General features: G+C 45.8%; 1 protein-coding gene. It reads right to left on the bottom strand.

Annotated features, from left to right (window positions below; all coding sequences use genetic code 11):
- Positions 1-204 precede the first annotated feature (204 nt).
- Complete coding sequence (locus EL17_RS20280; RefSeq protein WP_035078729.1) at positions 205-1,896, bottom strand: capsule assembly Wzi family protein; 1,692 nt, start codon at positions 1,894-1,896, stop codon at positions 205-207.
- Positions 1,897-2,390: the final 494 nt, after the last annotated feature.

Raw genomic sequence — 2,390 nt, 5'->3', positions numbered from 1 at the left:
GTTGTCCCATGAATTGTTGTATAAAACACCTGTTCCGCTACAGCCCCATCGGGGCGTAATATCCTAGCCGGGGGTGTAGCCCCCGGTTAAAAAATGAATTGACCGTATGTTTTGGCCGTATAAAGTTTTGAACCCATCCGGCCTTCCGCCAAAACCCGGGCTGTTAAATGGAGACTATGTAAATATTGATACGTCACCGTTTTCTTAAAACAAATACGCCACCTTCGTTACATTGTTCAGATTGTACCGGGTCCTTCCTTCGCTGAATGGATCATTAGTAGGTGTCTCTGCATAAAAGTTGTAATTCAGTGACGCAGTTCCCCTCAGCACTGTACTGATGAGGAACTGGTTGATTTTTTTTTCATAATTGATGCCCATCGTAAGATCCGTCCAGGGCTTTACTGACTCTCCACTGGTAAGTGCGTACTGGTAAAAATTCCTTTCCCTTCCGTATCTTTCGAATGTAATCCCCACCTTATCCAGGTGGTGCACCTTATTGATTTCCACTTTAAAAAAATTGCCGCTCGTTCCTGTGCCCGGACCCAGGATCTGGCCCCGGTGCGTGAGTCCATGCCTCACCTGGTAATTGTCATACAGCCCCAGCCCATTGTTTGGTGCGCCGGGCCAGCGGATGATGTTGTTGATAGAAATCTGGGTGCGGTTATATTCGGATTTGATTTCCAGTTGGCTGTCATCCGGAAGCCTTACATACTTGGCAAAACCTAACGTAAATCCCCTGCTGTGCTCTGGATTCAAGAGCAGGTACCGGGCATTTACCTCATGATCATTGCGGATATACTCCATATACATCTCAAATTTTGCCCCAGGGATCACCCACCTGGAGAATAGGTTGATATTTTGATCCTCCCTTAACTCTACGTTTTCTTCTATTCCTTCACCCTCTTTATATAATGGTACAAATAGCGGGAAATAAGCACGGAAAGTGTCCTGCATATCATTTCTGTAAATCTGAAAAGTTCTGCCTACCCCGAGAGACAAACCAGGTAGCCACTTGGGGGAATAGCTGATGGATATCCCGGTAAAATACCGCCAATCCTCTTCCTCTTTGGTCCTGATCACGTTATCAAAAGCCCCGTCACTGAAGTGGGGGATATTGAGCCCTTCCAGCATGCCGACAAAATACTGGCCCTCGAAATTACCGATCGGGGTCTTGAGGGGTTTCTGTGAATGGATGGTAAAATGGGTGAAACCCTGGGCATTGTCCCCCAGGAGCAGGGCATTGTACTGGCTGGGACCCCACCAGATGTTTTCAGTAGACAGGCCAATAGCGATGTGGTTCAGGTCCAGTTTTAGGTGGGAATTTCCGGGGAGGATCCTGGTAATAGGGTTTCTGCCATGACGAACTGGGGATTCCAACCCAAACAATCCCCTGTTCATCAGCTGGAAATAGGACAGGGGTGCATTTTCCGGATACTCCTCGAAAGGCAGATTTTGCGCCCACTGAAACTGTGGCAGTACTTGCATCGAAAGCCTTCCAAACCGGACATGCATACCGCCGCTGAGCAGGGTCTGAGGTCCCCGTGCTGGGACCATGGGTCCGTTCCCCCCGGTATAGGGGTAGGAGGAATTGTATACCGTATTCAGCTGTAACGGCAATAGGGAAATCTCAAAGCGGTCGTTTTTTCCAGCATTTACTAGGGAAAGTGTCAATCGTATGGAATCAGAGGAAGCCAAACCATACATGGTTTCAAAATCCGGCAGGGCAGCATGTAGGTCAACAGGCCGATAATGGAAAGTCAGTTCACTGTCTATCTCCCCGATGACCTGCAGCCTCCTCATATAATCCTGTATGAGGGGAAAATTTAGCGGTACATTTTGTGCCGATACGTTGGCAGCAGAGAAAGCTAAAGCAATAAAAAATAATAATTTTTTCATAGTAATAATAATGCTATCAAATGTGGATCATCAAAAGTATCATTTATTAGCAATCTTCGGCTCCCAAACATCATGACCTTAACCTATTCTCCATATGCCTTATCCTCTCCCGGAATTTTGGTGGAGTGGAAAGGTCTCTCATACAGATGCTAATCTTGGAGTGAGATTCTCCCCATTGACCCTACAGCTCCCTCGATAATGGCAACCGCCATCACTATTCCATAGACACGATTTTATCTAAATATAAATTTAAAAAATTTAATGGATTGATTTATGATTATTACATTTACTTTTGCATTCACCATGCAAGCTGTAGCAGCTGTTCCCGCTGATCGGGATATTTAATCCCCGCATTGGTAAAATACCGGAGATCATACAGGGTTGGGTATCAGCCCAGCATCTCATTTCATCCCATCATGATCAGTTTTCGATTGATTAATACAGAGCTGAAGGTGTCGTTTATTTTATAGTATAAAACGGCTCGGCACTACAGC

Source organism: Anditalea andensis, from assembly GCF_000714815.1.
GTDB lineage: Bacteria > Bacteroidota > Bacteroidia > Cytophagales > Cyclobacteriaceae > Anditalea > Anditalea andensis.
Note: the sequence above shows the minus strand (reverse complement) of the source record. Positions and strands in the feature narration are given on the sequence as shown.

Excerpts from the sequence above, each read along its gene's own strand:
- EL17_RS20280 (WP_035078729.1), bottom strand. The coding sequence starts at position 1,896 with ATGAAAAAATTATTATTTTTTATTGCTTTAGCTTTCTCTGCTGCCAAC.